Source organism: Rothia sp. SCPM-O-B-18226 (M350) (assembly GCF_058213595.1).
This window is the reverse complement of sequence record NZ_JBYQJS010000001.1, coordinates 718,587-733,160: the sequence shown is the minus strand read 5'-3', so window position 1 is coordinate 733,160 and position 14,574 is coordinate 718,587. Positions and strand designations below refer to the sequence as shown.

12 protein-coding genes are annotated in these 14,574 nt (G+C 60.8%); 4 read left to right on the top strand and 8 right to left on the bottom strand.

Going from position 1 to position 14,574, the window contains the following annotated elements:
• Positions 1 to 229 precede the first annotated feature (229 nt).
• Positions 230 to 478, top strand: a complete 249-nt coding sequence (locus AC3E6W_RS03110; protein WP_004005030.1) for a WhiB family transcriptional regulator — start codon at positions 230 to 232, stop codon at positions 476 to 478.
• Between the two features lie 146 nt (positions 479 to 624).
• Here the strand turns inward: AC3E6W_RS03110 and AC3E6W_RS03105 are convergent, their stop codons facing one another.
• The 3 genes from AC3E6W_RS03105 to AC3E6W_RS03095 form a co-directional block, all read right to left on the bottom strand.
• Positions 625 to 2,199, bottom strand: a complete 1,575-nt coding sequence (locus tag AC3E6W_RS03105; RefSeq protein WP_070483824.1) for a sensor histidine kinase — start codon at positions 2,197 to 2,199, stop codon at positions 625 to 627.
• 378 nt (positions 2,200 to 2,577) lie between these two features.
• Complete coding sequence (locus AC3E6W_RS03100; RefSeq protein WP_490652293.1) at positions 2,578 to 4,224, bottom strand: CpaE/TadZ family protein; 1,647 nt, start codon at positions 4,222 to 4,224, stop codon at positions 2,578 to 2,580.
• Positions 4,221 to 4,922: an SAF domain-containing protein gene (locus tag AC3E6W_RS03095; RefSeq protein ID WP_490652292.1), complete on the bottom strand. Its 702-nt coding sequence runs from the start codon at positions 4,920 to 4,922 to the stop codon at positions 4,221 to 4,223. Before AC3E6W_RS03095 ends, AC3E6W_RS03100 begins: the two co-directional genes overlap by 4 nt.
• Before the next feature lie 360 nt (positions 4,923 to 5,282).
• Between AC3E6W_RS03095 and AC3E6W_RS03090 the strand changes: the two genes are divergently transcribed.
• The gene (locus AC3E6W_RS03090) at positions 5,283 to 5,516 is read left to right on the top strand and encodes a helix-turn-helix domain-containing protein (protein ID WP_049333339.1); all 234 of its coding nucleotides are present in this window, start codon (positions 5,283 to 5,285) and stop codon (positions 5,514 to 5,516) included.
• 135 nt (positions 5,517 to 5,651) lie between these two features.
• Here the strand turns inward: AC3E6W_RS03090 and AC3E6W_RS03085 are convergent, their stop codons facing one another.
• Positions 5,652 to 6,251: a histidine kinase gene (locus tag AC3E6W_RS03085; RefSeq protein ID WP_490652291.1), complete on the bottom strand. Its 600-nt coding sequence runs from the start codon at positions 6,249 to 6,251 to the stop codon at positions 5,652 to 5,654.
• A gap of 208 nt (positions 6,252 to 6,459) precedes the next feature.
• Here AC3E6W_RS03085 and AC3E6W_RS03080 point away from each other — a divergent pair, with 208 nt between their 5' ends.
• Together AC3E6W_RS03080 and AC3E6W_RS03075 are read left to right on the top strand one after the other, a co-directional pair.
• The gene (locus tag AC3E6W_RS03080) at positions 6,460 to 7,326 is read left to right on the top strand and encodes a LysM peptidoglycan-binding domain-containing protein (RefSeq protein ID WP_490652290.1); all 867 of its coding nucleotides are present in this window, start codon (positions 6,460 to 6,462) and stop codon (positions 7,324 to 7,326) included.
• A gap of 341 nt (positions 7,327 to 7,667) precedes the next feature.
• On the top strand, positions 7,668 to 7,991 hold the full coding sequence (locus AC3E6W_RS03075; RefSeq protein WP_366935520.1) for an Rv3235 family protein: 324 nt from the start codon (positions 7,668 to 7,670) through the stop codon (positions 7,989 to 7,991).
• A 129-nt stretch (positions 7,992 to 8,120) separates the two neighbouring features.
• Here the strand turns inward: AC3E6W_RS03075 and secA are convergent, their stop codons facing one another.
• The 4 genes from secA to AC3E6W_RS03055 all read right to left on the bottom strand — a co-directional run bounded on the left by secA (position 8,121) and on the right by AC3E6W_RS03055 (position 14,560).
• A complete protein-coding gene (gene secA / locus AC3E6W_RS03070) occupies positions 8,121 to 10,736 on the bottom strand; it encodes a preprotein translocase subunit SecA (RefSeq protein ID WP_294617507.1) in 2,616 nt (871 codons plus the stop codon).
• 341 nt (positions 10,737 to 11,077) lie between these two features.
• The gene (gene hpf, locus AC3E6W_RS03065; RefSeq protein ID WP_070484057.1) at positions 11,078 to 11,713 is read right to left on the bottom strand and encodes a ribosome hibernation-promoting factor, HPF/YfiA family; all 636 of its coding nucleotides are present in this window, start codon (positions 11,711 to 11,713) and stop codon (positions 11,078 to 11,080) included.
• A gap of 216 nt (positions 11,714 to 11,929) precedes the next feature.
• Positions 11,930 to 12,274 (bottom strand): ComF family protein, encoded by a 345-nt coding sequence (locus AC3E6W_RS03060; protein ID WP_490652289.1) that lies wholly within the window; start codon positions 12,272 to 12,274, stop codon positions 11,930 to 11,932.
• 567 nt (positions 12,275 to 12,841) lie between these two features.
• A complete protein-coding gene (locus AC3E6W_RS03055; protein ID WP_070682435.1) occupies positions 12,842 to 14,560 on the bottom strand; it encodes an LpqB family beta-propeller domain-containing protein in 1,719 nt (572 codons plus the stop codon).
• Positions 14,561 to 14,574 lie beyond the last annotated feature (14 nt).

Genomic DNA, 14,574 nt, shown 5'->3' with positions numbered 1-14,574 from the left:
CCGGACAATTAGACAAAGGCTCCCCTTAGTGATAGATGCCTCAGTGTAATACTTCAAGTTTTTAGCTTAAAGCACTTGTCACATTAGCCCCGACGTGCGAAAGTTGATAAGTCAAATTTCACCCTAACTTGGGGCGCACACCCCAACGGTGGGCCTATTTGGCACGCGCACAGGAATAATAAACAGCATCTCGCTTCGGCGGGACTGCACATAGAGAAGGAGGTCCACCGTGGATTGGCGTAGTCGTGCAGCTTGTTTGGACAAGGACCCGGAGCTGTTCTTCCCCGTTGGAAACACCGGACCCGCCCTGTTGCAGATTGAAGAGGCTAAGACCGTCTGCCGCTCTTGCGAGGTTATTGACGTCTGCCTGAAGTGGGCCATCGAGACCGGCCAGGACTCCGGCGTGTGGGGTGGCACCAGTGAAGACGAGCGTCGCGCCATGAAGCGTCGCGCAGCTCGTGCCCGCCGTGCATCCTAACTTCCGGAGTATTCAATAGGGCATTAAAAAGCGTGGTGCAGTGACTTATCGGTCACTGCACCACGCTTTTGCTATACCCGATGCAACGATAAACCCGGCCGCGGAACCCCAAAATCAAGGTCCCGCGGCCGGGTTTTCTCTTCGCTTTAGATGAGGAGCGCCGTAATAACCACGCGGGTACCGGTCGGTTCGTTAGCCTCCCAACGGATTGAGCCGTTGAGCTCGCTCGCCACCAGGGTGCGCACAATCTGCATGCCCAGGCCTTCCTTACCGCTGACCGGGCGGTAGGCGTTCGGGCCGGATTCTTCAATCTTCTTATCGCCCATGCCCTTACCGTCATCGGTAATAATGACAGTCAGGGTGTCCTCACCCTCGTCATTGGTGCCGCGAATACCCTCGAGCGTCACGGTTCCGGTTTCTCCGTCGAGTCCGTGCTCCACGGCATTGGCGACGACCTCGTTAATCACCAGCGCCAAGGGGGTCGCGAACTGGCTAGGCAGGGCACCAAAGGATCCCAGCAGCTTGGTCGTCACGTGCTGGCCGGGGGAGGCCAGCTCGGCGGCCAGGTGGAACTGACGCTCGATAAGCTCGTCAAAGTCGACGTTCTGAGCCAGACCCTGCGAGAGAGCCTCGTGCACGGTGGCAATCGTGGCGACACGACGCATCGCCTGTTCCAAGCCCTGACGCGCCTCATCGGAGGTCATGCGACGGGACTGCAAGCGCAGCAGAGCGGACACCGTCTGCAGGTTGTTCTTCACGCGGTGGTGAATCTCGCGGATGGTTGCATCCTTGGTCATGAGCTCCATCTCGCGACGGCGCAACTCGGTGACGTCGCGGCAGAGAATCAGGGCGCCCAGGCGCTCGATGTGCGCACCCTTCTGCTTGAGCAGGGGGATGGCGCGCATCGTCACGCGTGCTCGGGCGATGGTCAGCTCGGTACGCAGGTCGCTACGGCCGGCCAGGACCAGCTGCAGGGTTTCGTCCGCCTCCTCGCCGGAGGAGAGCATCGCACGGGTCACGTCGGCCAGGTTACGCTTCTCAAGGTAACCGGTCATGCCCATGCGGGTGTACATCGAGTTGGCATTGGGGGAAGCAACGACCACGCGACCGGTCGGGTCGAGCACGATAATGCCGTCAATCGCGCGAGGATTACCCTGCGTGCGGCTGCCCTGGGCCAGCGGGTCGGGCCACAGGCCGCTGTGCAACATGGTCAGCATGGTGTCGGTGACGAACTCGTAGACCTCTTCGCTCAGGCTGGGATAGGTGTGAAGAGTGGCAACGCGATGGCTGGTGAGCAGGGCAATAGTGCGGTTATTGCGCACAATCGGCACGAAGGTGATGTTTACCTCCGGGCGGTATCCCAGGCCTTCTCCCCTGGCCGGGTCGGTGTAGGTGCTGATCTCCTGGGTCGTCCAGGCACGGTAGGCCTCGTCGCGGATGCCGTCTTCCATGTCGTGGTCAATGATGTCGTGGTGGAAGAGGGTGCGGACGTTGGAGGGGCGCACATGTGCAAATGCTGCGAAGGTACTGGTTTCGCGGGGACCGGAAACGGCATCCGGGGAGGTGCCGTCGGCAACCACGTAGTCGGTGGGGAACCAGAGGACAAGGTCGCTCTGGGCAATATCAGAGATAATCTGCCATTCCCCCATGATGAGGTGAATGCGTTCAATATCGCCAGGGCCGAAGTCGCAGGCGCTCAGAATTCCTTCTGCAAAAGACATGTTTGTGTGCTTCCCGTAAGTTCAGGTATCTTCAACCATTTTATGCGGTTGCCCGCCCGAGTCTATTTCGGGCGGTAATATTTCGGTCAGTGTAACGAGCTTGTCTGAGAGATTGCCTGAAATCAGCGCTGCGGCGCTCCACGCTTAAAGAAACGGATAGAAGAGCGAGATGTTAGTCGCTCCTAAGTCTCAGAATTTCCCCGAATATTACATTGCTCAGGGCGAATCGTTCTCACGCTACGTACCCCACCAAAATATACCCGATGCATCGCGTCCAGTGCGCCCGAACGGGGCCGACCGGTCGCGAGGCACCGGGTATATCTATTGGGACCAAAACCTACCAATGCTAGAAGCAATAAGACCGTATTAGAAGGGGCCTCAGCCTACGGGCCGTACCGCGTACATTCCCTCCAGCATCGCATCGAATGCCTGCACCATCGCATGTCGAGGCGCAACCTCCAGGAGGGCCTCCCCGTTACGGCGCAGGCGATCCATGATCTTCCGCTCGTATGGAATCACCCCGTCCAGGGGAACGGAGAGGTAGCGGGACCAGTTATCGCGCATCTTTGCCTCTGGGTTGAAGCCCGCCGCCTCACGCCGGGAACGGTTGAGCCAGTACTGCACACTCGTGCCGGGAGCCATGAGGTCCGACCGCTCCTGCACCTCGCGGGCCAGGTTGATGAGGCGAGGCAGACCCACCACGTCAGCCTCCCCCACGACAATCACGCGATCGGACTCCGCCAGGGCGGTGAGGGTCGCGGCGTTACGGCGGGGCGCGGGTCCGTCAAAGGTGAGTTCCTCGTCCACCTCGATGGGCGCGGCCACATCGCAGATGACGATATCGTAGTGGAGCTTGAGCCAGCCCAGCACCTCGCTAAAGGCACGGGCACGCACCTCCGGCCAGCGAGAGGACGAGGTAATCCCGCTCAGAAAATCGAAGAATCCCTGCTTGAGCGGAACCCGTTCCATGATTGCTCCGGCCTTCTTCTCGTCGAGCTGCGCGCGGTCAGCGTCCGAGCAGATAATGGCCAAGCCCGATCCTGCGTCTTCCAACGCCATGAGCGCGTCGAGGCTGGGTGCGTAGGTATCCGCATCGATCAGGCATACACTCTGCCCCTTCTGCGCGGCCAGCGCCGCAAGGTTGAACGCGATGGTGCTTCGGCCGGGTGCGCCGTGGGTGCCCCAAACGGTCAGAATCTTGCCGATGCGGTGCCCGGGCTGGTAACGGGCCGGGGCTTCGGGTGTCGGGGTGATGTCCGGATGCAGGGGCTGGCTGTCGCCGTTTTCTTCCTCGAATCGGCGGGCGTATTCGCTACCGGGTGCGAACCCATCGACGATGGCGGCAGCCCGGGTCAGCACGGATTCTTCATCGCCCGGGATTGCTGGCGCCTCGGGGTTCTGCGCCACGGGGTCGAATGAGGAAGGCACGGCCCCCTTGGGGGTATTGCGGCCGTAGGAATCCGCGGGAAATTCGGGAGACTGAGCCCCGTATGCGGGGTCGTAACCGTACGCCCCGGCTGAGAGGCCCGGCAAGGAGTAGTCGGCGTGTCCGGTCCCGATATCGTAGCCGTAGCCCACCGCGTTCTGGCCCGCCGCGTCGTAACCGTACCCGGAGGGATCCATCGTCAGGGTGTTTCCGGGCAGCGTGCCGGATGCCGTGTGCTGCACACCGTACGCACCGCGAGGCCGAGCCAAGGCCGCATCCACAGCCCGTTCGATGGAGCCAAGGATTTCTTCCAGCGCAGCCTCGGTGCGGATGCGGTGAGCCTCGGCCGGTAGCGGCAGGTTCTCGGGCGCGATGACGGCGAGCAGAACCTCGGATTGGGCGAGAGAGTCAACGGTGGAGGCGCTCAACTCTGAGGGAACGCGAGCGCAGAGTAGTGCCCTGGCGATGCCGGTGTGGGCCATGCCGAGAGCCTCGCTGAAGTCCTGAACGGTACGGGCAACCGAGATGCGCCCGTGCTGAGTTTCGATACCGCTCAGGAGCGTGCCGTCATCGCCGTAGAGGATGACCGGGATATTCATTCACCCTCCCCGTAGGTTCCGGGAATGAGGCTGAGTTTCGAGTCGCTATTGCTCTCCTGTACGAGCGCCGCGATGGCTTCTTCCTTCACCCATAATTGCACGGTGGCCTTACCGTTCGCGCCCAGCACGCCCTCGTCTACCGTGATGGAGGCGATCTCGGCGTTGGTCACGATGGCGCGGGCGCCAGACGGGTTGCTCTCGGCGGGTTCCTGTCGTTTGGTGTCCTGGTTACGGGGCCCGGAGGTCCACACATCTACGCGTTCCCCCGTCTTTAGCGTGGCCGCTGCGGTTCGATCGATGGTGATGGTGGCGAGCCGACGCCCGGAGGGGGTTTCGGTGCCGATAGCTTCCCTACTGATGAGGTTTCCGGCGGGGATGCGCTGCGTTGCAATTTTTCCCTGCATTAGGGCGGTATCGGCTCGGGTGAAGTACTTATCGCTGGCAACGTCAATATTGGCTTCCACCCGGGCGAGCTTATCGTCGGTAATTTTCTCACCCATGCGGATTTCTGTCTTGGCGGTGTAGTACTCGGTTTTGTGGTTGTTCGCCTGCACGTAGAGCTGGACGCCCGTCATAGAGACGAGGACCAGGAGAATCCCCAGAATGAATCTCCAGTCTTTAATGGTGGGCCTTTTGAGGCGTTTGGCGTGCGGTTCGGTGAGGGTAGAACGCTTCGTCGCGTTCTGTCGTGTACGCATGTGGGTTGTGCCTTTCGGTACGGAAGTTCGGCGAGCTGCCGAGCCGTTGTATTCAACTAACCGATGAGCGAGTGAGTTGTTAGATGTTCCTATAAGCGCTATAGAGACTAACCCTAACAGGATATTTCATTTAGTGTATTCACTCAACAAGAACGCATTTTATGAAATGCTCGCAAACCTACCCTCATTTTCAGACACGATTCGATAATATTTCGGGCAGTATAAGGCTTTTGCGAGCAATTTTTACCCCAGTGTCATATACTGAAGGTACTCAGTAGATGTTCGATGAGAACTCTCAATGTAGTGTCGCGAATCCGTGACACTGGGGCCCAAGATTCCACATATGGAAAGGATAGATTCATGTCTGCACCTCGTTTCCTCACCCTGAGCGATGTCGCTGAGGAACTGCAGGTTTCGCTTTCGCAGGTGCGTGCTCTGGTGCGTAGCGGCGAGTTGCCCGCAATCCAGATTGGCGGCCGCAATCAGTGGCGCATCGAACGTTCTCGTTTCGAGGAGTACATTACCGAGCGTCACGAGCAGACCCTGGAGGCTATTGCTTCCGGTAAGCTGACTGCCAAGGCGAAGGCCGAGTAATACAACATAGTTTTACCCAAGACGCTCTGCCAGGTGTCTGCAAGGGCCCGTCCCCTTTCATGAGGGAACGGGCCCTTGTTCTATTCTCCGGACGACTATTTTTATCTTTCAGAATCATTCAGAGTCGCCGCAAAGCTACCGTGAAATACGTGCAATAACGGCGCTTATACGCGCCAGCGGAATAATTCTGACACCCGCGCCGGGCGCCCGCACCTCACGGGGCCCGCGCGAATAGGATCCCCGTTCGTAGATGCGAGGATACTGTCCCCCGTTGAGAAGACGGAGCTCCAAAAAATCTGCCCCTACTCGCTCGATAACCCCGTCGTAGCTAACGGTTCCGCCCTCGAGGGAGAGGCGGACCGGTTCGCGCGCCACGCCCAACGCTCGCAGGGCGAGCCGCAGCTTCATGCGATACCTTCCTGGGCGAATTTCTGCACGGCCGGGCGCTCGACCGCCCTCCCACCAGAGCATGCCCCGCAGGGGAATGAGGATGCTCTCGCCGTGGGATTCAAGGTTAATCCATTCCTCCCCCACCATATCGAGGTTCCCCTCATAGACCTGCATATCTGTCGCGCAGACCCGGACGGGGCCACCTTTTTGGGCCAGGAGGCGATCATCGAGGGTGATGGTGGAGTATTGCACGCGCGCAACCTGGCGGGCGTCCTGTTCGAGCTCCCAGGCTCGCTCGGAGGCCAGTCGGGCTTCTATATCTCGGAGGAATTTTTCCATGCTCATGATTTGACCCTACCGGATACTCGGAACTCTCGGGTCAAAACAGACTCTAATGACACGATGTGACAAAAAACTACCCCCAATATCCCTCAATAAAGCAAAAAAACTAAAATTTTCATGTGTTTTAATGCATTTTGCTACATCTAGATAGGAGCATGGGGTATAAATAGAATACAAACAGGGTTACCAAACGTACTCTTTGGAGGTCATCGTGGACCAAACATCACAATACGCGCACGGTGTACGCAGCGACGAGCCCCGTTCCGAAGCGCTCCGTCCCGAGGCGCGGGCCAGCCGCCAAGACATCTTTCTGTTCACGGCTCCCCCGGTACTCTCTGCGCTTGTGCTGGCTGCCCTCTGCGTCCACCTGCCGCGCATCCCTTCAGCCCACCCGCTCACCGATGCGGTGCTCCTCTGCGCGGGGATATCAGCTGTACTCATCACCCTCTGGTGGATTGTCAGCTTCGTCTGCGCCCTTCACGAGGCCCGAACCGCCCACAGGGTCACTAACCCCCTGGAACCTCGTTTGCCGAGAACGCCGCACATTTTCCGCCCGCTCTTCATGCGTCGCATCGTTCTGACGCTGGGCGGCACGGCCATCGGGCTTGGGGCGGTCTTCGCCCCGGCACACGCCGCCGAGGCGAGTCACACCCCCGCGCTGACCGCGCCGACCACCTCGTTGATGGCCCCGGATGCGTGCTCAGCCGGGTACAGTACCGACGGTTCATCGGTCGCGTACCAGACGGAACCGACCGATGCGGGAAACACCACCAATGCAGAGATTCCCCTCGCCCCAAACACTACCGAATCCACCGGGTCACTCCAGGATCGCAGCCCATTCTTCGCGCCCTCGCACGATACTCGCGGTACCTATGCCTACACGGTACGCGCCGGAGATACTCTCTGGTCCATCGCCGCCGAACAGCTGGGCGAAGGCACCGATGCCTCCGTTATTTACGATTACACCCTCGATATCTACAGCGCCAACCGCGAGGCGCTGGGGCGGAACGCCGATCTGCTGTACGAGGGGCAGGTACTCCAGATTCCCGAGCAGCCGCTACAAACTTTCCGTCGCTAACCGGTTATCTTCCTCTACATCATTTCAGAAAGGAACCCGTCATGGGCTTCACGCCTCTTCTTCCCCCGCTCCCCCGCCGCACTCCGGCGCTCCGCACGTTCCCTCCCCCGAAGGTGAGCACGCCGACCCCAGATTCCGTTCCGGAGCCTTCGCAAAAGCTTGCGCAGGCACCCGGAACCCTCGCCCTTGTGCAGGCCCGAGGCTTCGATTCCCCAGTATCGATTGTTCCTCTCCCCCGCTATGAGCAGAGCTCCTCGCACCGAACAGCACCTCCTCGGGCTGGTCGCCCGCTTCGCCCCGTGGACGCCATCTCCCGCCAAATTGAGGGGCGTTGCGCGGGCGTGGCCATTGCCTATCTCGAAATCATGGCCGCCCGACGCTCGCGCCAGCAGCTCGCTCAGTGGGTTTCGGCGGATTGCTTTCACCGCCTGCTACCGCGCTTTCCCAAGAATCCTCGTCAAGTTCCCGCAGGGCAGGCCCTCTCGATGCCTCCGGCGCTCCTTCGGGTCCGCGCACAGCGGGTCAATCCCAAGCTCTACGAGGCGGTTGCTCTGTTCCGATGCGGTCAGGGTATCAGGGTGGTTACCCTGCAGGTTCGGGAACTGCACGGTACCTGGCTTATCACTTCCATCGAGCAGCCGCAGAATCGGCCGGGCGCAAATTAGCGGGCTCTGCCCCGAGGAAGGACGAGCCCCGTTAGCTCAGATTGCTATAAACCTATAAACGCGCGGAGAGGGTGCGAACCCAGTGATGGATTCGCACCCTCTCCGTACGTTTCGGGGTTTATACCGCGACTACTTCTTCTGAGAACGCTCCACGTGCACCTGAGTGTGGCCGTCCTCGTCGGGGGCCGAGTACTGCAGGAACTTCGGACGCGAAGGCTCAGCCAGGCGCACGGCGGAAGCCTGAGTGCGCTGCTTGGACAGGTCCAGGTTGTACAGGTAGGTCACGGTCTCCTCGCGAACAGCGTCGAGCATCGACTGGTACATGTCGTAGCCCTCACGCTGGTATTCAACCAGCGGGTCACGCTGGGCCATTGCACGCAGACCGATACCTTCCTTGAGGTACTCCATCTCGTACAGGTGCTCGGGCCAGCGCTGACCGATGACCGAGAGCATCACGCGGCGTTCAATCTCACGCATGCTCTCTTCGCCGACGCTCTCCTCACGCTCGTCGTACACGACGTGAGCGTCCGCAAGGACTTCCTTCACGATCTGGTCGCGGGTAATCTTGGTGCGATCGCCTGCGTCCTCAGCTAGGTCATCCACGGTAATGGAGATGGGGTACACCTGCTTGAGGGCATTCCAAAGCTCCTCGAAATCCCAGTCCTCGGCATGCCCCTCGGAGACGCGGGCGTCGATGATGGAGGTCAGCACCTCGTCCACGAAACCGGAAATCTGTTCCTTCAGGTCGTCACCGTGCAGAATACGGCTACGATCCTTGTAGATGGCCTCGCGCTGGCGGTTGAGCACATCGTCATACTTGAGCACGTTCTTACGCTGCTCGGCGTTACGGCCCTCAACGTTGGCCTGCGCGGTGGCAATGGCACGGCTGACAATCTTGGAGTCCAGTGCGGAGTCCTCGGGGGCCGCCGCCATGAGGCGGGTCGCCATGCCGGTGTTGAACAGACGCATGAGCTCATCGGTCAGCGACAGGTAGAAGCGGGACTCGCCCGGATCGCCCTGACGACCGGAACGACCGCGCAGCTGGTTGTCGATACGGCGGGACTCGTGGCGCTCGGTACCAAGCACGTACAGACCACCGAGCTCGGTGACCTCCTCGTGCTCTGCTTCTGCGGCTTCCTCGCACTCCTTGAGAACTTCGGGCCAGCGGGCCTCATACGCCTCGGAGTTGGTGTTCGGGTCCAGGCCCAGCTGACGCATCTTCTCGACGGCCTCGAACTCGGGGTTGCCGCCGAGCATGATGTCGGTACCGCGACCGGCCATGTTGGTTGCCACGGTGACGGCGCCCTTACGGCCCGCCTGAGCCACAATCGCGGCCTCACGCTCGTTGTTCTTCGCGTTCAGCACCTCGTGACGCACGCCGGCCTTCGCCAACTGGCGGGACAGGTACTCGGAGTTCTCCACGCTGGCGGTACCGACCAGAATCGGCTGGCCCTTCTCGTGGCGTTCCTTAATGTCCTTGACGACGGCCTTGAACTTGGCAATCTCGTCGCGGTACACCTTATCGGGGTTATCGACGCGCTGCACGCCCTTGTTGGTGGGAATCGGCACGACACCCAGGTTGTAGGTGTTCATGAACTCGGCGGCTTCGGTCTCTGCGGTACCCGTCATGCCCGAAAGCTTGTCGTACATGCGGAAGTAGTTCTGCAGGGTCACGGTCGCCATGGTCTGGTTCTCAGGCTTGATCTCGACGCCTTCCTTCGCCTCAATCGCCTGGTGGATGCCGTCGTTGTAGCGGCGGCCCGGCAGAATACGGCCGGTGTGCTCGTCCACAATCAGAACCTCGCCGTCGATGACCACGTAGTCCTTGTTGTTGGTGAACAGCTCCTTCGCCTTAATGGCGTTGTTCAGGAAGCCAATCAGCGGAGTGTTCTTGGATTCGTAGAGATTCTTCACGCCCAGGTGGTCTTCCACCTTATCGATACCGGGCTCGAGGATACCGACGGTGCGCTTCTTCTCGTCCACCTCGTAGTCTTCATCACGCTTGAGCATCGTTGCGGCGATGCGCGCAAACTCTGCGTACCAGCGGTTTGCCTCGCCAGCGGCGGGGCCGGAAATAATCAGAGGGGTACGCGCCTCATCAATCAGAATGGAGTCGACCTCATCGATAATGGCGAAGTTGTGGCCACGCTGAACCTGCTCCTCCACGGTCCAGGCCATGTTGTCGCGCAGGTAGTCGAAGCCAAACTCGTTGTTCGTACCGTAGGTGATGTCCGCGGCATACTGCTTGCGGCGCTCGTCGGGCTCCATCGAGGAGAGAATCACGCCGCATTCCATACCCAGGAAACGGAACACGCGGCCCATGAGGTTCGCCTGGTACTCGGCCAGGTAGTCGTTCACGGTCACGATGTGCACGCCCTTGCCGCTCAGAGCGTTCAGGTATGCGGGCAGGGTCGCGACGAGGGTCTTGCCCTCACCGGTCTTCATTTCGGCAATGTTACCCAGGTGCAGTGCTGCGCCGCCCATAATCTGGACGTCGTAGTGACGCTTGCCCAGGGTACGCTTGGATGCTTCGCGAACCACCGCGAAGGCCTCCGGCAGCAGGATGTCGAGGGACTCGCCGTCCTTGACGCGCTCACGGAACTTATCGGTTTCCGCTCGCAGCTCCTCATCGGTCATGGATGCGAAGCTGTCCTCGAGCGAGTTCACCGCCTTCGTGTACGCCTCGAGCTGTCGCAGAACCCTCTTATCGCCGGTTCGGAGGATTTTCTCCAAGAAAGATGCCACTGAGCTTCTACTCCTTGATTGTCTCGGTACCCTCACCAAGGGCGCGCGAGAGTGCGCGCGGTGAGGCCTTCCTACATATTGTATGGCAGAGCCGCCTAATTCGCCCGTCCGAGCTCTTTTTTACGCTCTGCGCTCGGACCGTGAGCCATCAGCCTGGCGGCATCGGCCCCGTGCGCGGGGCACGCGAAAGCCCGGGCCCCGTAGCGGACGACCCGGCAATAATGCGTATTACCTTGCGTCCTTCGGGACCCGGGCCTTCCCGGGGTGAGAGGTTGCGGCTTACACCAGCACCTCACAGAAGATTTCTCAACGGGTATGAACCGTTACTCCCTGCCCGTCCGTTATTCGTCGGTCAGGGTGATGATGCCGTAGCTCCAGCCCTTACGGCGGTATGCCGCAGCCGGGGCACCGGTCTCGCTGTCAATGTACAGGTAGAAATCGTGGCCCACCAGCTCCATGCGGTCAACTGCCTCTGCAGCGGTCAGGCGCTCGCCCTTGAAGCTCTTGTGACGAATCTCGATGGGAGATGCGGCTTCGTCGGCCAGGGTGACCTCGCTGTTGTCGAAGGCGGCTTCTTCCACCGGAATATCCGGCAGCAGAATCTCGGTGATTGCCTCGCTCACAACGGGAATCGAGCCGGTAGCGTCAGCCACAGATACCGGGTGCTTGCCACCGCGCTTAGCCAGCTTGCGGCGGTCGCGTGCACGGCGCAGACGCTCCAGGAGCTTGCCGTAGGTTTCATCGAAGACCGCGAACTTATCGTTGCCCTGAGCCTCAGAGCGAAGGACCGGGCCGGTACCGACCACGGTAATCTCAACGCGGATGGACTCGCCACCGAGGTGACCGTCCTTGCTGAACTTGACGTCGATGTCCTTCACGTTATCACCGAGCTGGGCGAACTTCTGAACCTTCTCGCTCACGTACTCTTCCAGGCGTTCGGTGACCTTGATATTGCGGCCGTAGATGTTGACTTCCACGATCATTCCCTCCAGGTTGGGGGTTTATACCGCGTCCGGCTGGACCCGGTACGGGGGTTCGACCTCGATGCCGTTCCCTTGCCTATATTCTAATACGAATGGATGCCATACATCACTATATGTGACAAATATTCGCCTACATTACTCTCTATTTATCAATAGTCAGAACAATCTGCAGGCCCATTCACAGAAAAGGCGCATCTCACGGATTAGGTACTAGAGCGAGGCCTTCTTCGGTACGGAGGCTACGGCACACACGCCCAGCACCACGGAACCTGCCTCACGCAGAGCACGGACCATCTCCGCGGCCGTTGCGCCGGTCGTCACCACATCATCGCAGACGATGCACAGCCGCCCCTCAACCAGGGCCGGCTCCAGAACGCGCAGGGCCCCGTGCATCCGCTCGGAACGAGCCACCGCGGTCAGGGTCTTCTGTTCCTCTCCCCCGGAGGCGCCGCCCAGACGCCCGGTCAGGGCCCCCACAACGCTACCGAGACTTCCCCCGGCACTCCCGGATGGGCTGGAGGTGTACCCCATGATGTCCAGGGGCATCACCCTCATGCCGGCGGGAAGGCGCCCCTTCAACCGTTGGGACGCCTCACGGGCCAGGAGCGAGGCCGGGGCGTAGCCTCGTCGACGCACGCTCGCGGGTGAGGATGGGGCAGGAATCAGCAGGACCTCGCTTTTGGCGGCACCGGACGCGGGATTCCGAACGAGCTCCCCTCGGTGCGCGCGCAACAACTCGTACACGCAACGAGCCAGGGCCTCCCCCATCAACGGTACAAGATCGGTCCGCCCCGCGTTCTTCATCCCCAGAACAACCCGGGGCACAATCCCGTCATAGCGCGAAGCCGCCACGGTTTCCGGAACGTCCTGCACCGGATGCACCCGCTCGACCCTCACGCAGGCGCGCTCCCAGCGGTTCAGGCACCCATCGCAGAGCGCGGGCCCCGAGCCGTACGGCAACACTGCGGAACAGCAGGAACACGACCGCGGCAGGAGCAACTCACCGAGTGATCCCCACGCGCTCTCCACCCAGCGCACGGGGTGCTCCGAACCACGCACGTGCTTCCGGCCTGGGGCCCGCTCAGAATTCAAACCACGCTGTTGGGAATTCATGCAAGCGCCCTAACCGGCGTAGCTAATCTCGTGCAGAAGGGTATCCAAGCGGGTCCAGCCGCGCTCCTCCAGCACATAGCAGGAACCATCGGAGCGGTGGGCAATGATGTTGGAGGTATTATCGGCCGTCGACACGCTCATCACGCCGTCCAGACGATCCAGCTTCGTCTCCTCACCGCTCAGCGAGATTACCTCGGATTCACCGTTCTTCACGTTCACCACTACGACGTTCTGATCGCCAGCCCACCGCGCGCTACGGGGCACCACCGAGGAGCTAAGACGCACCATCTCGGTCAGGTTGAGCGGCTTACCGGCGTCGTCACGCACCACACCCGAAATAATCACGGCCGACGCACCCTCCGTGGAAGCGACAATCGCAATGCGCGCACTATCGTGCGACACGTTGATGCTGGTAAAGCTCAGGTTACGCGGCCACGACATACCGATATCGACCCCGCGCTCGCGTTCCTGAGCGTCCTCGGAGCTCGGCTTGAAGGCGCGCACCGTGCCCTCGGCATCGGCGGTCCACACCCAACCGTACGCGTCAAAGGTCGGGGCGGTCAGATTCGAGCCCTGCCACACTCGGCGGGCGGTCCCCTGGTACACCGTGTACAGGCTGCCTGCATCGTTCGCCAAGCAGGCAAACATATCGCCCGAGTAGCTCATCGCCGGGGCGCTCAGCTGGCTGACACCGCGCAGGAGCATCTGCTCGCCCGAGGCGCTCATGTAGTTATCTCGGGCCACCATCTGCCCGTTCGCGGTGATGGCCACGGTACGGTCGGGGACCGAAAGCGTCAGCGGTACGGGCATGTACCCGTTCGGAGTCTGCTCGGGAATGAGGGTGCCGTTGTAGTACACCTCGGTCTTCTCCAGACCGGAGAAGTTGCTGAGCCCGTGAACAATCTGCTCGCGGATACGCGCCAGGCGAGAATCATCCAGACGCTCACCCGTCAGGCGCACCGTGGCGTCCTGGTTATTGACGAGGCGTGCCTCGTCCAAGGTCATAGAGTCGGTCAGGGCGGAGAAAGCGACACCCTTCAGGTAGGATGCAGGGCCGGACATCAACATGCGCACCAAAAGTTCAAAGTAGTTCTCGATGTGCGGGAACCACCGGATATCGGGCACGGCGTAGCGGAAGGCTCGATCGTAAAAATACAGGCGGTAGGGACTAAACACCCGCTCAAATTCGCTGCCGTCAAGCCACAGCCCATCGGGGCAGGAGCTAATACGCCACTGGTTGTCTTCCTTGACCAGCTTGAAGTCCTGGGTCTCGGTCTGCGCCTCGGGGAAGGTGCTCGTCAGGCCCTGGCTGTTCACCGTAGCGGTCTGCTGGAAGCGCACGTGGTAGGTGCTCTCCGCCGAGTTAGAAGAAGAGATTCCCTCGTCGGCCTGGGCTTGAATCGTGTTGCGGTACACGCGAGTCGTGCCGAGGGGATTCCAATGCTGGTTATACGAGGAGCTCAGGTACTGGCGGGCCACAGCGTAGTTCTCGATGCTGTCGACTCCAGCACGGACAAAGCCTTCGATAATGGCCTCGGGGGTAGCACCGGCCAACGGGCCGGGCGCACGCGCCGGGGAGGTCTTCGAATCCTTCGCTCCCAGAGTGCTACTGTGCTGCGTCACGTGGTCATTCGAGGGAAGACCGGCACAGGAGCTGAGGAGCGCCGCCAGCGAGGCGACGCCCGCAGAGAGCGCAACGCGCCGAGAGAAAACAGCGCCCTGGGACATAGGGGTCAGACCTT